Source organism: Pantoea sp. CTOTU49201, from assembly GCF_032054795.1.
GTDB classification, from domain to species: domain Bacteria; phylum Pseudomonadota; class Gammaproteobacteria; order Enterobacterales; family Enterobacteriaceae; genus Pantoea; species Pantoea symbiotica.
The window spans coordinates 1-16,802 of the sequence record NZ_DAMBSA010000056.1 but is presented as its reverse complement, the minus strand read 5'-3'; the positions used below and the strand labels follow the sequence as shown (position 1 = coordinate 16,802).

Below are 16,802 nucleotides of genomic sequence, written 5' to 3'. Positions count from 1 at the left end.
CGATAAGCAGCAGGATCTGTGGGTACTGAAAAAACCTGCCTGACTGGCTGGCGCCGCCATTGATGGAAATGGCGGTCATTCCGAAAAGCCGTCTTAAAATGAAGCGTTATTTCCGCGATTAATTAACTTTTAACATTATTTTTCAAATAGATAGCCAATTTTTTCTTGAGTCATTTTTTTCCTTTTCAGACTATTTCCATATTAACTCTGTCAAATAACTCCTGCATACTCTTAAACGTTGCTGCAGCTTTTCGTGACGTGCATCACGTCTCAAACGGTCCTTTCCTTGCAGCGCTTATGGCAGCACAGACTTATAAATCGCTGAAAGAATTATTCTTTCTGCTTTTCAGCGGATCACTCCTGAGCGCGTACTTGATTCTGGTCAGGCCATCTTTTACTTAAGAAAAGAGAGCAGGTTTTATGGCAAGTACTTTGATAATGAATGATGCAACCCGCTCGTGGAGCGGACTGCGCAAAAACCTCATCGCAAAAGTTGCACTTAGTTTCTCCGATTTAATAGCGTTAAATCTGGCATTGTTTTTATCTGCCGCCACCGTTCAAGGTATTTGGGGCGAACTGGATACGTTTATTCCGCCTCAGCAGATTGAATACCGGTTTATTGCCCAATTTAGCCTTTCTATTCTTTGCACCGCCTGGTTCTGGGTGCGTATGCGTCACTACACCTATCGCAAACCATTTTGGTTTGAATTGAAAGAAGTGATTAAAACCCTGTTCGTCTTCTCTCTGCTTGATCTGGCGCTGATTGCCTTTTCAAAATGGGACTTCTCGCGCATGGTTTGGGTGTTCAGCTGGACTTACGCCCTGCTGCTGCTGCCGCTGATGCGTGCCGTGGTAAAACGTGCGATCAATCGTGCAGGTCAGTGGCAGAAGGAAACCATCATTATTGGTTCCGGTAAAAACGCCATGGAAGCCTATGCGGCGCTGCAGAGCGAAGAGATCCTGGGTTACAACGTGCAGGCGTTCATTTCACTCGATGACGACCAACAGCATGAAAAAGTGAATGGCGTTCCGGTTATCACCTGGAAAGATATCAACTGGCAAACCATGGACCGTGACAACACGCAATTTATCGTCGCCACCGAATTTGAGCAGCAAGTGGTGCGCGATAAATGGCTGAAGTTTCTGTCCAAAATGAAGTGCCGTTCGATTTCCGTGATCCCAACGCTGCGCGGCGTGCCGCTGTATGGCACCGACATGTCATTCATCTTCAGCCATGAAGTGATGATCTTACGCGTCAGTAACAACCTGGCAAAACGCTCTTCACGCTTCCTGAAACGCACCTTCGATATTGTGGTGGCATCCATGCTGCTGCTGTTCCTCGGTCCGGTATTCGGTCTGCTATGTGCGATGGTGAAACGTGACGGCGGCAATGCGATTTATGGTCATGAACGCGTTGGACAAGATGGCGTGAAGTTTAAGTGCCTCAAGTTCCGCTCGATGGTGACCAACTCGCAGGAAGTGCTGCAAAATCTGCTGGCGACCAGCGAGGAAGCGCGTGCTGAATGGGATCGTGATTTCAAACTGAAAAACGATCCGCGCGTGACTAAAATTGGTAACTTCCTGCGCAAAACCAGCCTTGATGAGCTGCCACAGTTGTGGAACGTGATTCGCGGCGAAATGAGTCTGGTCGGTCCGCGTCCGGTGATTGAAGCGGAACTGGAGCGTTATGCCGGTGATGTGGATTACTACCTGATGGCGAAACCGGGCATGACCGGCTTGTGGCAGGTCAGCGGCCGTAACGACATCGACTACGATACGCGCGTTTACTTCGATTCCTGGTACGTGAAAAACTGGGCATTGTGGACTGACATTGCGATTCTGTTCAAAACCGCTGGCGTAGTGGTCCGTCGCGACGGCGCTTACTAATACCCTCGAGGCGATGCCTGTGCACTTCGGCAGGCATCGCTTTTTTTATCCCTTTCTTTTTCCCCAAAGAGTCATTACCCTTCCGGATTGTTTAACAGGTCGTCCGGTTCGTAATGCAAAAATTCACCTTAATACTTCTTAGCCTGGTGCTGCTGGCGCCGCTGGGCATTGATCTTTACCTCCCTACATTGCCGCAAATCGCCGAAGGTCTTAATAGCCCGGTGAGCCTTATCCAAATCACAATTCCCTTGTTTTTACTGGTGATGGGCATCGGCCAACTGATTACCGGTCCGCTGGTGGATAATTTTGGTCGCAAGCCGATCGCCTTGATTGGTCTGGCGCTTTACATCGTTGGCAGCGCAATAGCCGCCACCAGCACGTTGTGGCCGGTGTTCTTCCTTGCGCGCATCATTCAGGGCTGTGCCGTGTGCTGCACTGCGGTGGTGGCATTCAGTGGCGTGCGCGATCGTCTCAGCGGCGAAGATGCCGCACGCGCTTACGGCTTTCTCAATGGTGCGCTAAATATCGTGCCCGCGCTGGCACCGCTGCTTGGCGGGATTCTGGCGGAAGCCTACGGCTGGCGTATGCCGTTCTGGTTCCTGTGCGGCTATGCGGTGGTGATCGGCTTGATCGTGATGCTGTGGCTGCCAGAAACGCGTCCAGCAGACACATTGCGCGTGAAAGGTTTACCGCTGGCGCAGTACGCTGCCATCGCCCGTGAACCGCGCTTCCTTGCCTTTGCTTTTGCCAATGCCGGCGCGCTAGGCATGGTGCTGACCTATGTGTCGCTGGCACCACACGTGCTGATGACCGAAGGCGGCCTGACGCCGCTACAATTCTCATTTGCCTTTGGCGCCAATGGTTTTTGGATCATGCTGGTTAGCGCTTTCGTGAACAAAACCATTCGCAAAGCGGGACGCCCGTTCTGTCTGGCGATGGGTTTCGCCACCATGTTGATCGGCGCGATTCTGTTAATGATGGGTACCACGCTATTACCGGCAGCGTGGCAAAACCATTGGTCGCTGTACATGATTCCGGTGGCGGTTTCCGTTGCTGGCCTGGCGTTCACGGTCGGTCCCGCAACCAGCTACGCGCTGGAGCCTTATCAGCAGCAAGCGGGCGTTGCTTCTGCACTGCAAGGATTTATTCAGATGGCGTGTGGTGCAGGCGGCAGCATGGCAATCGTGGCATTGCCCGTTGCGGAAAAATCGTCACTGGCACTGATGATGCTGCTGGGTGCAGCGCTGGCTATGACCGCCTGGCGCTGCAGCAAGAAGATGCACGGTCGCGTGACCGCGCTTAAATAACCTCAACCGGAACGCGTGGCGCGAGCGCGCACATTAGCTCGTAGCCCACCGTTCCGGCGGCTTTTGCCACCTCATCGATCTTCACCTGATTGCCCCACAGCTCAACCTTCGAACCGATACCGGCCTGCGGGCAAGGTTCCAAATCGATCATCATCATGTCCATGGAGATGGCGCCCAGCGTTTGCGTGCGGATGCCATCCACGCTGACTGGCGTGCCGGTTGGCGCATGTCGCGGATAGCCATCGGCGTAACCGCAGGCGACAATACCGATACGCTGCGGGCCGCTGGCGTGATAGCGATAACCATAACCCACGCCTTCACCGGCGTTCAGCTGCTGCACACCAATGATTTCGCTATTGAGCGTCATTACCGGCTGCAAACCGGTGCTGGCGATATCGTGCCAGTTGCCGCTCGGTGACGCGCCGTAGAGAATAATGCCGGGACGCACCCAGTCAAAATGCGCTTCAGGATGCCACAGCGTAGCCGCTGAGTTAGACAGGGAGCGCGGGCAACCGAGCCCTTCCGCCGCCCGTTCAACGCATTTCATCGGCTCAACTAATCCTTGCGGATTCTCTGCATCGGCAAAGTGCGCCATCAACGTCATTTCACCGACGTTCGGCATAGCGCGCAGTTTTTGCCACGCCGCATGCGCCTGCTCAGGACGGAAACCAAGCCGGTTCATGCCACTGTTGATTTTGAGGTAAACATCGACCGGTGCCGACAGCTGCGCTTTTGCCAGCGCCTGAATCTGCCAGTTGCTGTGTACGCTGGTGGTGAGGCGATAGCGATCGATCAGCGCTAAATCGTCAGCATGGAAGAAGCCTTCCAGCAGCAGGATCGGCTTTTTCCAGCCCTGCTCCCGCAGCAAGATCGCCTCTTCCATATTCAGCAGCGCAAAGCCGTCGGTTTCGGCCAGACTTTGCCACACGCGAGCCACACCGTGACCATACGCATTGGCTTTCACCACCGACCAGACGCGTGATTGCGGTGCCGCCTGGCGTACGACAGCCAGATTATGACGCAGTGCCTGTTGATTGATGGTGGCACCGGTTGGACGTGACATGCTTCTACTCTCCCTGAGGTCTCAGCGCGCCGCGCTGGCGTTACGCAGCGGCGAAGAATGTGGTTCAAAACCTGGCAGGTAGCGCAGCACTGACAAATCATCTGCGGCAATCGCCGGTTTCTGGCCGGAAATTAAATCAGCCAAAAGCTGACCGGAACCACAAGCCATCGTCCATCCCAGCGTACCGTGCCCGGTATTGAGATAGAGATTGGAGAGCGGCGTGCGCCCGACAATCGGCGTACCGTCTGGCGTCATTGGACGCAATCCGGTCCAGAACGTGGCCTGTTCGACAAATCCGCCTTCAGGATAGAGATCGCGGACCACCATCTCCAGCGTTTCACGTCGTGCCGGCAACAGTTTGGTGTTAAAACCAACAATTTCTGCCATGCCGCCTACGCGAATGCGGTCGTCAAAGCGCGTTACCGCCACTTTGTAGGTTTCATCGAGGATGGTGGAAACCGGTGCAGCGTCGGCATTCTTGATCGGGATGGTCAGCGAATAACCTTTCAGCGGATAAACCGGGATGGAGAGAATGTCTTTCAGCAGCGCGGTGGAATAGGAACCGAACGCCACCACGTAAGCATCGGCTTTGATCACCTCATCGCCACACTTCACGCCATAAATACGATTGCCCTCGCGCAGCAACTGATCAACCGACGTGTTGTAGCGGAAGGTCACGCCCGCCGCCGCAGCCATTTCTGCCAGGCGCTGAGTAAACAGCTGGCAGTCGCCGGTTTCGTCGTTAGGGAGACGTAAACCGCCGGTGAGTTTATGCGCCGTCGCCGCCAGCGCGGGTTCGACATTTTTCAGCTGATGCGCTTCCAGTAACTCATAGGGAACGCCCGCATCGCGCAGCACGGCGATATCTTTGCTGGCGCTTTCGAACTGTTGCTGCGTACGGAACAGCTGCAGCGTGCCGCCCTGACGACCTTCATAGGCGATGCCGGTGCTGGCACGCAGTGTTTTCAGGCAGTCGCGGCTGTACTCCGCGATACGCACCATCCGGCTTTTATTCTCTTGATAGTGCTGCATGTCGCAGTTACGCAGCATATTCCACATCCATTCCAGCTGGAACTTACTGCCATCGAGACGAACCGCCAGCGGCGCGTGACGCTGGAACATCCATTTGACCGCTTTCAGCGGAACGCCCGGCGCCGCCCAGGGCGCGGCATAGCCCGGTGAGATCTGCCCCGCATTACCGGCGCTGGTTTCCAGCGCGGCGGCAGGCTGACGATCGATAACCGTGACCTCATGTCCGGCCTGCGCCAGATACCAGGCGCTCGCCACGCCTACAACACCACTACCAAGAATTACTACGCGCATAAGCCCCTCGTCGCAGCAAAAGAATAATTAACTATTAACCAAGCCCAAGACAGCATAACCCGACCGCCACTTAAATCTTACATTCGACCGACTTATTTCACATGTTTTTTACCTGGCTGCACACTGAAATCATGCAACTGCGGCAAAATCAGGATTTTTTATGCCTTAAATCCCTTAATCAGCAATTTATTATGCGGAAGGCAGCGGTTTTGACTTTTTTCAGGAGAAAGCGCCGCAGTCATACAATCCACTTATAAACAGAGCATTATTCTGTCAAATAAAACAAAACCAACACTTGTCATCAGTATCGGCTTAACTAACGCTTTTTGAATGATTTTCTGCCAAAAGAATTCGATTGAGATTCAGTTTCGGATAGGCGACAGTGGACTATCATTGAAGTGTTCGCTCAGTTTTATTGGGCCATCTTTACTCAGGATGAGGCCTTAAACGATCGTGACAGGTAATTCCTGCCGCTTGCAAAACAGAGGTGCGCTATGACGACAATCTTTGACGAGCCAACCCGCAACAGTAAACGACTCAGTGATGGTCCCGACTGGACCTTCGAACTGTTGGATGATTATCTGGCGGAAATTGACCGCGTAGCCAAAAGTTACGGACTGGAAACCTATCCGCACCAAATTGAAGTGATCACATCCGAACAGATGATGGATGCCTACTCCAGCGTGGGTATGCCGATCAACTATGCACACTGGTCGTTCGGCAAGAAATTCATTGAAACGGAACAGCGCTACAAGCACGGTCAGCAAGGCCTGGCGTATGAAATCGTCATCAACTCCAATCCGTGTATCGCCTATTTGATGGAAGAGAACACCATGACCATGCAGGCGCTGGTGATGGCGCACGCCTGTTACGGTCACAACTCGTTCTTCAAAAATAACTATCTGTTCCGCAGTTGGACCGATGCCAGTTCTATCGTGGATTACCTGCTGTTTGCGCGGAACTATATTACCGACTGTGAAGAGCGCTATGGCGTGGAGGAAGTTGAGCGGCTGCTCGATTCCTGCCATGCACTGATGAACTACGGCGTGGACCGCTACAAACGTCCGCAGAAAATTTCGCTGCAGGAAGAGAAAGCTCGCCAGCAAAGCCGCGAAGAGTATTTGCAGAGTCAGGTGAATACGCTGTGGCGTACGTTGCCGCGTAAAGAGAAGGAGTCGGTGCACGTTGAGGCATCCCGCTACCCTTCTGAACCGCAGGAAAACCTGCTCTATTTCATGGAAAAAAATGCGCCGTTGCTGGAATCCTGGCAACGTGAAGTACTGCGCATTGTGCGCAAGGTCAGCCAGTATTTTTATCCGCAGAAACAGACGCAGGTAATGAATGAAGGCTGGGCCACGTTCTGGCACTACACCATCCTTAATCATCTGTATGACGAAGGCAAAGTGTCGGAACGCTTTATGATGGAGTTCCTGCACAGCCACACCAACGTGGTGTATCAGCCGCCGTATAACAGTCAGTGGTATAACGGCATCAACCCGTATGCACTGGGCTTTGCGATGTTCCAGGACATCAAGCGTATCTGTCAGACGCCAACCGAAGAAGACCGCTACTGGTTCCCAGACATTGCTGGTTCCGACTGGCTAAAAACCATGCATTTCGCCATGCGTGAATTTAAGGACGAGAGCTTTATCAGCCAGTTCCTGTCACCAAAGGTGATGCGTGATTTCCGCTTGTTCACGGTGATGGATGATGACCGCAACAATTTCCTCGAAATTGCAGCGATCCATGATGAAGCGGGTTATCGCGCCATTCGTCAGCAGCTGTCGGCGCAGTACAATCTGAGCAATCTGGAACCTAACATTCAGGTCTACAACGTAGATTTACGTGGCGACCGCTCACTGACGCTGCGTTATGTGCCGCAACAGCGTGCGCCGCTCGATAAGAGCCGCAAAGAAGTGTTGAAGCATGTGCATCGTTTGTGGGGCTTTGATGTGATTCTGGAGCAGCAGAATGAAGACGGCAGCGTCGAGTTGCTGGATCGTTCACCCGCGCGCGGCCCAACGCTATAAAGCAAAAAACCGGACTGTTGAGGTCCGGTTTTTCTTTTATCGCTTGCTGGCTAAATCGTCCGGCATACTTTTCTGCATCTTGTGCCAAATCTCACCGCTGCGGCGACCATATTCACGCACGCTATCGACAATCTGCTCCTGCGACGGGTTGGCCACGCACAGATCAGCCAATTGGCGATAGAAGTTACGCGCCAGCTCACGCGCTTCCAGACTGGAGAAGTAGTGACGACCAACGCGGGTATACAAGCCTTTCAGACCGTTCAAAATCAGACCATAAATTGGATTGCCCGAAGCAAACGCCAGCCCACGGAACACGCGATAATCCAGCTCGGTATAGGCTTCGGCTTTATCTTCCTCGATCAGCGCATTCTCCAGCACTTCACGCGCTTTTTCTGGATGATGACGCAGCGCGCGGCTGATAAAAATCGACGAGATGTTGGTGCGCACCGACAGCAGATTATCAATCAACTGAGGAACGCTATCGTGATCGAGTCGGGCCAGAGTTTCGAGGATGTTTAAACCGGAGGTTTCCCAGAAATCGTTAACGCGCGTCGGTTTGCCATGTTGAATGGTCAACCAGCCATCACGCGCTAAACGCTGCAACACTTCACGCAACGTGGTGCGTGTCACGCCAATCAGTTCAGAAAGCTCACGTTCGGCAGGTAGAATGGATCCCGGCGGAAAACGACTGTTCCAGATGCTTTCAATAATATACTCTTCAGCAAATCCCGCGGGGCTCTGCGCCTTAATCACCATAGCATTTATTTCTCGTTGCTTTCTTTAACGTATTGCGACTCATCATACCAGAGCGGCTATAGCGGAAATAGCCTGCCAACCGATTAAAAGCGCGCGCTGGCGCAAAATTCAGCCGTGAATTCAGAGGAAATTCCCCGGTCAGGCACACGTTTGCGCTGCGTCTGCAGCTTGCGCTCTTCGGGTCATGCGCTCAACAGACACTTTTTTGGCCTCAACGCGACTTAAGTCATTTTTGTACATGATTTTTTCCCCTTACCTGGCTGGCACGGTTGCGCTTTTGGTTTACACTGCGAAACATTAACGGTTACAGGAAAAGCAATATGTTGCGATATTTGAATCAATGCTCGCGTGGACGCGGTGCCTGGCTTCTGCTGGCCCTGACGGCGTTGGCGTTTGAATTGACGGCGTTGTATTTTCAGCACGTGATGGGGCTGCAACCCTGCGTAATGTGTATTTATGAGCGTTGCGCGCTGTTCGGCGTGATGGGCGCGGGCATTGTGGGTGCTCTTGCGCCGAAAACGCCGCTGCGCTGGGCGGCGATTCTCATCTGGATCTACAGCGCGATTGAAGGCACCCGCCTCTCTTATGATCACACCATGATTCAGCTGCATCCCAATCCGTTTGTCACCTGCGACTTTGCCGCACGTTTCCCAACCTGGTTACCGCTGGATAAATGGTTGCCTTCCGTATTCGTAGCGAGCGGTGATTGCGCTGAGCGCGGCTGGACCTTCCTGACCTGGAGCATGCCGCAGTGGATGATTGTGATTTTCGGCGCTTATCTGCTGGTGGCGCTGCTGGTGTTGATTGCACAACCCTTCAAACCGAAACGCCGCGATCTTTTCGGACGTTAAGCACAAACAAAACAGGCAGCCTTAGCTGCCTGTTTTATGTCTAACCGTTGCGATCCGGTCGATCGATTATATGCTCTTCCCAATCCCGCACTTCACTCTCACGCACCGCAATAAAACGCACGGAAATGCGCTGCGCATGCATCGCCTTTTTAGAACCGGCGATCAGCGGATGCCAGGCTGGCAAGGTTTTCCCTTCCCCTAACACGCGATAGGCGCAGGTGCGCGGCAGCCATTCAAAACTGGTGAGGTTTTCACGCGTCAGCTTGATGCAATTCTCTTCCAACTCAAAACGATGCTCGTAGTTACGACACTGGCAGGTTTTGATATTCAGCTGATTGCAGGCCACGTTGGTAAAGTAGATTTCGTCGGTGTCCGCATCCTGCAACTTATTCAGGCAACATTGGCCGCAGCCGTCGCACAGGGATTCCCACTCTGCGTCGTTCATTTGGTCAAGGCGTTTAGTCTGCCAGAAAGGTTGTTCAGTCATGATGGCGGTCCGGGTTAGCAAAGAGACCGCACCTTATAAAGGTTCAGGTGCGGTGATGCAAGTTTTACAGAACGCGCGTCGAAATACCGTGACCGGCCAGCGTGATTTCCAGCTTATCGCCAGAACGCATCGGGCCAACTCCTTCAGGCGTCCCGGTCAGCACCACATCGCCCGCGCGCAGGGTGAAATACTGGCTCATATAGGCAATCAGCGGCAGAATTTTGTGGATCATATCGGCGGTCGTGCCGTGCTGGCGCACTTCGCCGTTAACAATCAGCTTCAGTTCGGTGTCCTGAGGATCGCCGCTAAACTCAGAAACGGGAATAAAACCCGACAGCGGACACGAGTTATCGAAACCTTTGGATTTTTCCCACGGTTGGCCCGCTTTCTTCAAACCGGCCTGTACGTCGCGTAAGGTCAAATCCAGCGCGACGCCATAACCGGCAATCGCCTTCGCCACGTGCTCTTCGCTCGCCTGCTTCAGCGTTGAGCCAATCAGCACCGCCAGCTCCACTTCATGATGCACTTCACCAAAATTTGCCGGAATCGACAGCGGCTGGCGCAGATCGCACACCGCAGTTTCCGGTTTGATGAACACCACCGGTTCGGTTGGCGTGGCACTTCCCATTTCCTTTATGTGCTTCGCATAGTTGCTGCCGACGCAAACCACTTTGCTGACCGGATAATCCAACAGAGCGCCCTGCCAGTTACGATGCTGATACATGCTATTCCCCTGCTTTGGTTGTGTTTGTCGCCAGTGCATCTGGCGATGAAGTCTGGCTCAGTGCCGGAACGCGGCAGGCTGAGGTGGAATATATTAGCGGGTTTATGGCGGCAGGCGTGGCGGAAATTGTCAAAAGTCGTTAATCGTATACAACAAAATCAGCTAAACGCTTTGAAAATTGCCCGCAATAAAAGGTTAAAGCGGGCAGTTAATTAACGCAAATAGCACTGATTATTTCTACAGGATATATTTACAGATGAATCTGAATTAATCTTTTTTACCCTGATCGAGATGAATGTTGAGCAGACTTTCAACCGGTGGTGGAATTTGCAAATAATAGCCGTGCTCGCTTAAACCTTGCTTAACTTTATTGATATCCGCGTTAGCCAGCTTGTCGCGCTTATCCAGCGACAACACCATTGCCAGCTGGGGTTTGCCGAAGCCACGCAGCAGTTCTTCCGGTACCCGTGAGAAATCGTCTTTTTTTTCAACATACAGATAAGTCTGTTCACGTTGCGGGCTTCTGTAGATCACACAAAACATATTTTTTACTCGAATTAACCGATGGCGTCACTTGCCTGAATATAGCAGTAACTATAACATGCTTGCAGAACTTCGAATATTGACCGTTTGATGTTATTGCCGATTTTATCGACGTACATTTAAGGGTCGTAAAACAGGACTGAGTCAGCACAGATGTCGCAAACGCCAATCGAATTCAAGGGAAGCAGTTTTACCCTGTCAGTCGTTCATCTGCATCATTCGCAACCCGAGGTGATTCGTCAGGCGCTACAGGACAAAATCGATCAGGCACCTGCCTTTTTGCTGAATGCGCCGGTGGTGCTGAATGTTTCTGCGCTAACCGGCGACATTAACTGGAAACAGATGCAACAAGCGGTGATGGCGACCGGTCTGCGTATCGTCGGTGTCAGCGGTTGCAAAGATGAAGCCCTGAAAAAAATGATTGCCCGCGCGGGTTTACCGGTGCTTTCGGAAGGTAAAGAGAGCCGCAAACAGGCTGCGGCTCCCGTGGTTGAAGCCGCGCCGGTTGTTCCAGCGGTGATCGCTGAAGCCGCCAGCAAAACCCGCATCATTAATACGCCAGTGCGTTCGGGCCAACAGATTTATGCGCGCAATGCCGACCTCATCGTCACCAGCAGCGTCAGCGCCGGTGCCGAACTGGTTGCCGACGGCAACATCCATATTTACGGCATGATGCGCGGTCGCGCGTTGGCCGGCGTCGGTGGACAACGCGACAGCCAGATTTTTTGCACCAACCTCGCCGCAGAGTTGGTCTCTATTGCCGGGGAATATTGGATGATGGATCACATTCCGGCGGAATTCTTTGGTAAAGCGGCGCGTCTGAGTCTCAAAGATGGCGCGCTGACCATTCAGACACTTAATTAAGCCCCTTTTCTTTCGTTAAGGAAATCAACATTTATGGCACGCATTATTGTAGTTACATCGGGTAAAGGGGGCGTTGGCAAGACCACGTCAAGCGCGGCCATCGCCACCGGCTTAGCGCAGAAAGGCAAAAAAACTGTCGTCATTGATTTCGATATCGGCCTGCGTAACCTCGATTTGATCATGGGCTGTGAACGTCGCGTGGTGTATGACTTTGTCAACGTCATTCAGGGTGATGCGACGCTGAATCAGGCGCTGATTCGCGACAAGCGCACAGAGCAACTTTACATTCTCCCAGCTTCACAGACGCGCGATAAAGATGCGCTGACGCGTGAAGGCGTTGAGAAAGTGCTGAACGATCTGGCGGCGATGGAGTTCGACTTTATCGTCTGCGACTCACCAGCAGGTATCGAAACCGGCGCGCTGATGGCGTTGTACTTCGCCGATGAAGCCATTATCACCACCAACCCGGAAGTCTCTTCAGTACGTGACTCCGACCGTATTCTTGGCATCATCTCTTCGAAATCCCGTCGTGCAGAGAACAGCCAGGATCCGGTGAAAGAGCATCTGCTGCTGACCCGTTACAATCCCGGCCGCGTAACGCGAGGCGATATGCTGAGCATGGAAGACGTGCTGGAAATTCTGCGCATTCCACTGGTTGGCGTCATCCCGGAAGATCAATCTGTCCTGCGCGCCTCTAACCAGGGTGAGCCGGTGATCCTCGACGCAAACGCTGACGCCGGTAAAGCCTATGCTGATACCGTAGATCGCCTGCTTGGCGAAGAACGCCCCTTCCGCTTTATTGAAGAAGAGAAGAAGGGTTTCCTTAAACGCCTGTTCGGGGGATAACCAATGGCATTACTTGATTTCTTTTTATCCCGTAAGAAGAACACAGCCAATATAGCCAAGGAAAGGCTGCAGATTATCGTAGCCGAACGCAGAAGGGGCGACAGTGAGCCCCACTATCTGCCGCAACTGAAGCGCGATATTTTGGAAGTGATCTGTAAATACGTAAAAATTGACCCGGATATGGTGACCGTTCAGCTGGATCAGAAAGGGGATGATATCTCTATCCTCGAGCTCAACGTAACGCTGCCGGAGCCGGAAGACGTTCCTAAATGATTAAAGCGGTTTCCTGATTTTCCCCTGCGGTATTGCGCAGGGGAAAATGCTCGCGTCAAAGTGCCTGCAGAATCTCGTCGATACCCGCTTTCAGCAAATCGCCCCGCCAGCCTGTCTGTAATTCAGGTGTGCGCGACGCGGTTTTCAATCCCCAATGCACACTCAGCACCTGATTGATCTGGCGACGTGATGCTAGCAGTTCCTGGCTAAAACCACTCTCTTCACTCACTTGTTGCACCAGCGCTTTAATGGCTTTGAACGCCTGCTTGTAATGCGGATGATCGATCAGATTAGGCAGCGGTGGCGGCAAGGTTGATTCATCCTGCGCCTGTGCTTCAGCCACCAGCGCCACCATCGCTTTACCGTGGAAGCGGATTTCATGGCCGTTCAGACCTAAATGATCCAGCTCACCAAGGCTGCCTGGCATAAAGCGCGCTACTTTCCACAGATTCTCTTCGCGTACCACGAAGTTCACCGCCATATCTTTTTGTCGGGCGATGTTTAAACGCCATGCCGCCAGACGCTGCAACGCCGCCAGCTGACGCGGACGCAGTTGCCACGCATTGGTGATATCGCGCCAGGCTTCTTCCGGCTGCAGCACATCGAGGCGACGCTGGCACAGCAAATTGCATTCGCTTAACGCCGCCGCCATGTTGCCGGCTTCCTCGGTTTGCGCCACCAGCTGATGGGCAATCGGCAGCAGATAGGCAACATCGGCGGCGGCATATTCGCACTGACGCTCGGTCAGCGGACGCGCCAGCCAATCGGTACGCGACTCACTTTTATCCAGCTCGATCTGGTTGAAATGCATCACCATCGAGGCAAAGCCCCACGACAGCGCCTGGCCGCTAAAAGCCGCCAGAATTTGCGTATCAATCATCGGATCGGGCAGGCATTTAAAACGATGCAGGAACACTTCCAGATCTTCGCCACCGGCGTGCAGGAATTTGGTGACCTGCTTATCCTGCAGCAGCGCCACAAACGGCGTCCAGTCACTGATATTAAGCGGATCGATCAGGATCAATTGGTCGCCATCGAACAGCTGAATCAGGCCGAGCTGCGGATAGTAGGTGCGGGTACGCACGAATTCGGTGTCCAGCGCCACGGCGGCGTGCTGGCGTGCTTTCTCGCACACGGCGGCCAGTTGGTCATTTTGGTCGATCAGGGTGTAATTCACGTTGTCTTTCTCGCTGCGGCAAACTACGCGCAGCGCTCCATGTTAAAAGCAATAAAAACGCCGGACTGTGCCGGCGTTAACCTGAGGAGAATGGCGCATTACTGCCCTTCTCGCTTCGCCTCATCACGCAATTCGCGACGCAAAATTTTGCCTACGTTGGTCTTTGGCAACTCGTCACGAAACTCGATAATCTTCGGCACTTTGTAGCCGGTGAGCTGGCGACGGCAGTGATCCAGCACCTCTTCTTTGGTCAGTGAGGGATCTTTCTTCACGATGCACACTTTAACCGCTTCGCCCGACAGATCGCTGGGAACGCCAATCGCTGCGGCTTCACGCACTTTCTCGTGCTGCATCAGCACATCTTCGATCTCGTTAGGATACACGTTAAAGCCGGACACCAGAATCATGTCTTTCTTACGATCAACGATGCGAATAAAGCCTTCGCTATCAACGGTAACAATATCACCGGTATGCAGCCAGCCATTTTTCAGCACTTCATCGGTCGCATCGGCGCGCTGCCAGTAGCCGATCATCACCTGCGGACCGCGAATACACAACTCGCCCGGTTCGCCTGGCGCCACATCTTTGTCTTCATCATCAACGATGCGCACATCGGTAGACGGCACCGGCAAACCAATGCTGCCGGTGTGACAGGTAATGTCATACGGATTCACTGACACCAGCGGCGAACATTCGGTCAGGCCGTAACCTTCCAGCAAATAGTGTCCGGTGAGTTTTTCCCAGCGCTCGGCGACCGCTTTTTGCACCGCCATGCCGCCGCCCGCTGACAGGCGCAGCGTGGAGAAATCGAGCTTATTGAAGTTGGCATCATTTAGCAGCGCATTGAATAAGGTGTTCACGCCGGTGATGGCGGTAAACGGGAACTTGCTGAGCTCTTTGACAAAGCCGGGAATATCGCGCGGATTGGTAATCAGCAGGTTGGTGCCGCCAAGATCGAGGAACAGCAGCCCGTTCACCGTCAGCGCAAAGATGTGATAGAGCGGCAGCGCGGTCACCACTTGCTCTTTGCCCGGACGCAGCAGCTTGCCATAAGTGGCTTTGGTCTGTTCCAGATTGGCCTGCATATTGCGGTGCGTCAGCATCGCGCCTTTGGCCACGCCAGTGGTGCCGCCGGTGTATTGCAGGAAGGCGAGATCGTCATTGGTTACGGTCGGGCGTTGATAAGTCATCTGTTCGCCCTGCGACAAGGCGCTGCGGAACGGCACTGCGCCCGGCAGATGGTATTTCGGCACCAGCTTTTTCACGTATTTAACGACGAAGTTCACCAGCGTGGCTTTCACCGGCGCCAGCTGATCGCCCATACGCGTTAGCATCACATGTTTGATCGGCGTTTCTGCCACCACTTTTTCCAGCGTGTGGGCAAAGTTCGAGACGATGACAATGGCGCTGGCTCCGCTATCAATCAGCTGATGCTTGAGTTCGCGTGGCGTGTAGAGCGGATTGACGTTGACCACCACCATGCCAGCGCGCAACACGCCAAACAGCGCGACGGGATATTGCAGCAGGTTTGGCATCATCAGCGCCACGCGATCGCCCTGCTGCAAACCTAATCCTTGCTGCAGCCAGGCAGCAAAGGCGCGGCTCTGCTTTTCCAGTTGCCGATAAGTCATTGGCTGGCCCATATTAATGAAAGCCACCTGATCGGCGTATTGCTCTGCTGCGTGCTCGAAAAGATCGACCAGAGAAGCGTATCGATCCGCATTAATTTCCGCAGGGACATCTGCCGGATAGCGTTTGAGCCAAACCTTATTCAAAGAATCACCCCGATAATCTTGTTGCGTAGCCATCGCCGCCTCGACAATCAATGTTGTTAACAATATTTTAACTGATTGTACCAGTTTGCCTGTTTCGGCATTTTCAGGTTGCGAAGCGCATCACTAAATTTCGCGCATCGGTTGCGCGCCCAATAAAAAGGCCCGTTCGCAAGCACCGCGACCGGGCCGTAAATAACATAATAAAAAACTTACTCGGTAAGGATTGTTTGCACCTGCGCCGGTTGGCCAAGGTTCATGCCCCAATACGGATTGGGTCCCCAATATCCCGGACGATGGCGCGTTGGGCCATACCAGATATAGGGATCGATCGGCTGCGGCGGCGTCATCACCTGTTGCGTCAGATGCCAGCGCTGATAACCGCGCACATCAATCACCACAAAGTTATAGCTGGCCTTACCAATATCCCCTTTCTCAATGCCTTTGATATTGCCCAGCACCGTGATGTATTGGTTATTCAAATCGACCGGATCGACAAAGCCGCGGATGTCGGCAAAGATGCGGCCAACCGAGGCGGCACCTAAACGCGGACGTGCGCTCTCATCCAGCGGTTGGGTGGCAATTTCCACGCGGGTTAGGCCGTTAAGATTGGTGACCTTCACCACTTTCCCGCCGAAACGTGCTTCCTGGCCGACAAACAGTTGCGGCGCGTTCATCACGCGCAGTAAATCTTGCTGTGGAAGTTCAGAACTTCCTTTAATTGAATCTGGCACCGAAACACAACCGCTGAGCAGCATTGCGCAGGCTAACAGAGCGCCAGACATCCCTTTACGACTTATTGGCATAGCACTTCTCCTGTTATTTCTCTGATTAGACTGAGCTCGCGAAGATAAGTTGCGCGCGACTTAGCGGCTGGGCAACTTTTTCCATGCCACTTC

Annotated in this window: 16 protein-coding genes; 7 read left to right on the top strand and 9 right to left on the bottom strand. The window is 53.2% G+C overall.

Annotation, left to right across the window (positions count from 1 at the left end):
- The first annotated feature begins 420 nt into the window (after window positions 1-420).
- Both wbaP and RTY00_RS06395 read left to right on the top strand, forming a co-directional pair.
- Window positions 421-1,887, top strand: coding sequence for an undecaprenyl-phosphate galactose phosphotransferase WbaP (gene wbaP, locus RTY00_RS06400; RefSeq protein ID WP_008110368.1), 1,467 nt, complete (start codon window positions 421-423; stop codon window positions 1,885-1,887).
- Window positions 1,888-2,000: 113 nt separating this feature from the next.
- Window positions 2,001-3,194 carry a multidrug effflux MFS transporter gene (locus RTY00_RS06395; RefSeq protein WP_008110369.1) on the top strand — a complete coding sequence of 398 codons (1,194 nt, stop codon included), beginning with the start codon at window positions 2,001-2,003 and terminating at the stop codon, window positions 3,192-3,194.
- On the opposite strand, the gene dadX is transcribed toward RTY00_RS06395, so the two are convergent.
- Entirely contained in the window at window positions 3,187-4,257 is a 1,071-nt protein-coding gene (dadX, locus tag RTY00_RS06390) for a catabolic alanine racemase DadX (RefSeq protein ID WP_312663843.1), read from the bottom strand. The two genes, RTY00_RS06395 and dadX, sit on opposite strands and share 8 nt — an antisense overlap.
- A gap of 21 nt (window positions 4,258-4,278) precedes the next feature.
- The gene (locus tag RTY00_RS06385; protein WP_312663842.1) at window positions 4,279-5,580 is read right to left on the bottom strand and encodes a D-amino acid dehydrogenase; all 1,302 of its coding nucleotides are present in this window, start codon (window positions 5,578-5,580) and stop codon (window positions 4,279-4,281) included.
- Between the two features lie 494 nt (window positions 5,581-6,074).
- On the opposite strand from RTY00_RS06385, the gene RTY00_RS06380 reads away from it, so the two are divergent.
- Window positions 6,075-7,610, top strand: coding sequence for a SpoVR family protein (locus RTY00_RS06380; RefSeq protein WP_061718741.1), 1,536 nt, complete (start codon window positions 6,075-6,077; stop codon window positions 7,608-7,610).
- Window positions 7,611-7,646: 36 nt separating this feature from the next.
- Here the strand turns inward: RTY00_RS06380 and fadR are convergent, their stop codons facing one another.
- Entirely contained in the window at window positions 7,647-8,366 is a 720-nt protein-coding gene (fadR, locus tag RTY00_RS06375) for a fatty acid metabolism transcriptional regulator FadR (protein ID WP_008110376.1), read from the bottom strand.
- A 320-nt stretch (window positions 8,367-8,686) separates the two neighbouring features.
- Between fadR and dsbB the strand changes: the two genes are divergently transcribed.
- Window positions 8,687-9,217, top strand: a complete 531-nt coding sequence (gene dsbB, locus RTY00_RS06370; RefSeq protein ID WP_312663841.1) for a disulfide bond formation protein DsbB — start codon at window positions 8,687-8,689, stop codon at window positions 9,215-9,217.
- A 40-nt stretch (window positions 9,218-9,257) separates the two neighbouring features.
- Here the strand turns inward: dsbB and RTY00_RS06365 are convergent, their stop codons facing one another.
- The 3 genes from RTY00_RS06365 to RTY00_RS06355 all read right to left on the bottom strand — a co-directional run bounded on the left by RTY00_RS06365 (window position 9,258) and on the right by RTY00_RS06355 (window position 10,971).
- The gene (locus RTY00_RS06365; protein WP_008110381.1) at window positions 9,258-9,704 is read right to left on the bottom strand and encodes a YcgN family cysteine cluster protein; all 447 of its coding nucleotides are present in this window, start codon (window positions 9,702-9,704) and stop codon (window positions 9,258-9,260) included.
- Between the two features lie 64 nt (window positions 9,705-9,768).
- The gene (locus RTY00_RS06360) at window positions 9,769-10,428 is read right to left on the bottom strand and encodes a fumarylacetoacetate hydrolase family protein (RefSeq protein WP_008110383.1); all 660 of its coding nucleotides are present in this window, start codon (window positions 10,426-10,428) and stop codon (window positions 9,769-9,771) included.
- Between the two features lie 267 nt (window positions 10,429-10,695).
- Entirely contained in the window at window positions 10,696-10,971 is a 276-nt protein-coding gene (locus RTY00_RS06355; protein WP_007889664.1) for a YcgL domain-containing protein, read from the bottom strand.
- A 153-nt stretch (window positions 10,972-11,124) separates the two neighbouring features.
- On the opposite strand from RTY00_RS06355, the gene minC reads away from it, so the two are divergent.
- Genes minC through minE form a run of 3 tightly spaced genes read left to right on the top strand, consistent with a single transcriptional unit; the run spans window position 11,125 to window position 12,954 of the window.
- Window positions 11,125-11,835, top strand: coding sequence for a septum site-determining protein MinC (gene minC / locus RTY00_RS06350; protein ID WP_312663840.1), 711 nt, complete (start codon window positions 11,125-11,127; stop codon window positions 11,833-11,835).
- Window positions 11,836-11,868: 33 nt separating this feature from the next.
- Window positions 11,869-12,681, top strand: a complete 813-nt coding sequence (minD, locus tag RTY00_RS06345; protein ID WP_007889662.1) for a septum site-determining protein MinD — start codon at window positions 11,869-11,871, stop codon at window positions 12,679-12,681.
- Between the two features lie 3 nt (window positions 12,682-12,684).
- On the top strand, window positions 12,685-12,954 hold the full coding sequence (minE, locus tag RTY00_RS06340; RefSeq protein ID WP_007889661.1) for a cell division topological specificity factor MinE: 270 nt from the start codon (window positions 12,685-12,687) through the stop codon (window positions 12,952-12,954).
- Window positions 12,955-13,009: 55 nt separating this feature from the next.
- On the opposite strand, the gene rnd is transcribed toward minE, so the two are convergent.
- From rnd to RTY00_RS06325, 3 genes are all read right to left on the bottom strand, one after another.
- Window positions 13,010-14,131: a ribonuclease D gene (gene rnd, locus RTY00_RS06335; RefSeq protein ID WP_179450652.1), complete on the bottom strand. Its 1,122-nt coding sequence runs from the start codon at window positions 14,129-14,131 to the stop codon at window positions 13,010-13,012.
- 98 nt (window positions 14,132-14,229) lie between these two features.
- On the bottom strand, window positions 14,230-15,906 hold the full coding sequence (gene fadD / locus RTY00_RS06330; protein WP_312663839.1) for a long-chain-fatty-acid--CoA ligase FadD: 1,677 nt from the start codon (window positions 15,904-15,906) through the stop codon (window positions 14,230-14,232).
- A gap of 209 nt (window positions 15,907-16,115) precedes the next feature.
- Window positions 16,116-16,709, bottom strand: a complete 594-nt coding sequence (locus tag RTY00_RS06325) for a Slp family lipoprotein (RefSeq protein ID WP_154181693.1) — start codon at window positions 16,707-16,709, stop codon at window positions 16,116-16,118.
- Between the last annotated feature and the right edge of the window lie 93 nt (window positions 16,710-16,802).